A 3,305-nucleotide genomic window follows, 5' to 3' on the forward strand; every position below is an offset into this window, starting at 1 on the left:
AGCTGGATGATCTCGGGAGAGGTTTTGAAGTAGCGGAACGGGTTTTTCGACATGGGATGAGGCTACTCACCGAGATCGATCACCTCAAGGTCGTTTGAACTGATCATACCCCGACAGTACCGTCCTGGCAACACGCGCCTAGCTTCGCGTTCCGAAGACTACGATCTTGTTTTCCACGTCGTGCCCGATATCTGCGCGGCCCAGATATGGGATAGAATTGCGAACGCACCAGTACTCAGCGATTTCCGCTTCGGTCGCTTCGAAGTCGATGTCGTTTTCCGGAATGGCGCTGCAGCGCCCAAGCTGAATGCCTGCGACATTGCGCACATCGGGATTTGAGGTGATGTTGAACAGCATTCTGTCGAGGCTGTAGTGATACTCACCGACGTCTTCGAGCATCAGAACGTGGCCTGTAAGGTTCGGCACCCAGGGGGTGCCGACCAGATTCGCAAGTACGGTAATATTGAAGGCAGCGTACTGCCCGGGTGCCCGCGTCGATGGCTCAAGCGCGTCACTGTCATCGCGGCCGAGGAGATAGTCCAAGGCCCGCAGGATGGCCGCCTCGCCGCCAGGCCTGGTAATGTCTGCGGGCATGGGACCGTGCGCGACTGTGCCAATGGAGTCCCTGTACAGAGGCGCCAAGAGACTTCCGGTGTCGCTGTAGCCTAGAAAAGTCTTGCGTCGGGCCGCATGATCCAGGTCGTCAAAGGCGATATCCAAGAGACGACAAGATCCATACCCGCCACGCGCAAACCAGACGGCATCCAGTTCCGGATCATTCGCCATTTCAACGAAAGCCTCTGCGCGCGCCGAGTCTGGCCCGGCGAAGTGACCCGAGCGGAGGAAGCATTGGGGATGAAAGATCAGTTCAAGACGCTCGTTGCCATAGGTTTCGATGGCCACGGCCCTTACTTTGTCCTCGATATGTGCGTCGATTGCCCTGCCGGGCGCGACAACACCAATTCTCAATCTTCTTTGGGTCATTCCGTCCTCCAGAGCACGAGCTTACACATTTCGGCCAATCGCAGTTAGAATGAACTCCATGAAGAATCATAAACACTACTTCTTTTGCGGCATCGGTGGCAGCGGCATGCTGCCGCTGGCGCTGATCCTGCTGGACCAGGGAAACATTGTCGAAGGATCGGACCGTTCGCTCGATCAGGGCCGAACGCCCGAAAAGTTTGAATTCTTGCGAAGCCGGGGGATCAGATTACATCCTCAGGATGGCAGCGCGCTCGTCGGTCGCGACCAGATCGTCGTGGCTTCTGCCGCCATTGAAGACACCGTTCCCGACATGGCGGCTGCGATCAAAGTCGGCGCGACGCGCAAGAGCCGCGCGCAACTTCTTTCGGAACTCTTCAATGCGGCTGCTTGCAGTATCGGTGTGGCTGGAACCAGCGGAAAGTCGACGACCACTGGCATGATCAGCTGGATCCTGCACCAAGCGGGCAAGAGCCCGACTGTCATGAACGGCGCGGTGATGAAGAATTTCCAGACTCCGGATTCGCTGTTTGCAAGTTCACTGGTGGGAACGAGCGGCATTTTTGTGAGCGAGGTTGACGAGAGCGACGGGTCGATCGCGGCCTATCATCCGCGCGTAGCTATCGTGACCAATATCTCCCTCGATCACAAATCGATGGACGAACTTCGCGTTCTGTTTGGCGAATTTGTCGCCCGCGCGGAGACCGTGATCTTGAATCTCGACAATGACGAGACGAAGCAGATGGCGCAGGAATGCCCCCAGGCCGTTTCCTATAGCCTCGCACACGAGGCGGCCGACCTCTTTGCCAGCGACATTGAACCGGCCCCCACCCGTATCTCCTTCACGGTTTGCGATCACAGGACCGGCGAGGAAGTTGAAATCCGGCTGGCTACGCCTGGGCGGCACAATGTTTCAAATGCGCTTGCGGCAATCGCAGCGAGTATGGCCTGCGGTGTATCCCTGCAAGATACCGCTCAGGCATTGAATGCCTTCACGGGAATCCTGCGCCGGTTTGACATTGTCGGCACAGTGGATGGCATCACGATCATAGACGATTTCGGCCACAACCCCGACAAGATCGCAGCAACACTGCGGACAGTGAATCATTTTCCCGGACGCGTCCTTGTGATGTTCCAACCGCATGGCTTTGGCCCCCTGAACAAGATGCGGAAGGAATTCGCAGCCTGCTTTGCGGACAACCTGGGCGCCGAGGATATCTTGCTCATTCCCGAGCCGGTCTATTTTGGCGGCACCGTTGACAGGTCGGTTTCCAGCCAGGATCTGGCCAGCGATATCAATGCGCTGGACAGGCGTGCTGAAGCACTTGGCGACCGCGCGGCGTGCGGCGACCGCTTGCTGAAACTGGCGCGCCCTGGAGACCGCATCCTGGTGATGGGGGCACGCGACGATACGCTCACGCTTTTCGCCCGGAATGTTCTGGAAGAGCTGAAGAGCCGACGTCGATAGCGAGCCGGCCCCTGGTTTGGCATTGTCAAAGGAACCAATTCAGATCGTCTCTCCTTGCCCCGTCGCCCGAATTTCAGGCGAACAATGCTGTGGCGGATAGAGCGCGAAGGGGGGCAACAGGAAACGATCGGCGACCGCATGCTGGCAATCTCCTTGACAGTGTCGTTTACGCTGACAACCCCTATTTGAAAGGATGGTGTCAGACGAATTCGAACCAGTCTCCATTATTCGCGAAGGTGGTTGATGTGCCCCTAAGAATCTAGACGCCCGACGACTTCATTTTTCTGCCATTTCGAACTCTGCGGGTGACAGCATCCCGTTCTTAGCATGCCTTCGCTTTGGATTGCAGAACGGTGCGGTCAGTCTCGTGCGAACCAGTCTTCGTTTTTTGCGGGGCGGCAGGTGCTAGGCGACGAGAAGGTCGCGCCACTCGCGAAGCGCGGCGTCACTTTTTTGTTTGAACCGGATTCTGGTGCTGATGTGCCTTTCGAAGTTGAAGTGATTGTGTACTGACGAATGTATCGAAACGAACTTCTGCAAAATTCGCATGCGCCGGAGTCGAGACATCGCCCGCTCTCGCCTTCGGAACGGTAAGTGCGAATTCTCGGCCCGGTTATTGAGATGACGCCCAGTTTCCTGGCGGCGTTCATTCCCGATGACTTTCATGGCGGCCTGGTAAGAAGCACACTTGTCCGTCACGACGATGTGCGGGCGGCCATAGCGCTTCATTGCTTTTTTGAGGAATTTCAACGCAGCAGCCTTATCGCGCTTCTTCGTGACATAGGATTCCAGTACTTCACCCTCGTGATCGACAGCGCGCCATAAGTAGTGAGTCTTCCCACGGATCTTCACGAAG

3 protein-coding genes are annotated in these 3,305 nt (G+C 56.9%); 1 reads left to right on the forward strand and 2 read right to left on the reverse strand.

Annotated features, from left to right (window positions below; translation table 11 throughout):
- Positions 1–138: 138 nt before the first annotated feature.
- Complete coding sequence (locus tag ACESNB_RS03375; protein WP_373003838.1) at positions 139–984, reverse strand: LD-carboxypeptidase; 846 nt, start codon at positions 982–984, stop codon at positions 139–141.
- A gap of 58 nt (positions 985–1,042) precedes the next feature.
- On the opposite strand from ACESNB_RS03375, the gene murC reads away from it, so the two are divergent.
- Positions 1,043–2,449, forward strand: coding sequence for a UDP-N-acetylmuramate--L-alanine ligase (murC, locus tag ACESNB_RS03380; RefSeq protein ID WP_373003841.1), 1,407 nt, complete (start codon positions 1,043–1,045; stop codon positions 2,447–2,449).
- Positions 2,450–2,854: 405 nt separating this feature from the next.
- On the opposite strand, the gene ACESNB_RS03385 is transcribed toward murC, so the two are convergent.
- Positions 2,855–3,305: transposase (locus ACESNB_RS03385; protein WP_373003843.1), on the reverse strand; the 451-nt coding region annotated here is incomplete at its 5' end.

Origin of the sequence: Hyphomonas sp. (genome assembly GCF_041689225.1) — a bacterium.
GTDB lineage: Bacteria > Pseudomonadota > Alphaproteobacteria > Caulobacterales > Hyphomonadaceae > Hyphomonas.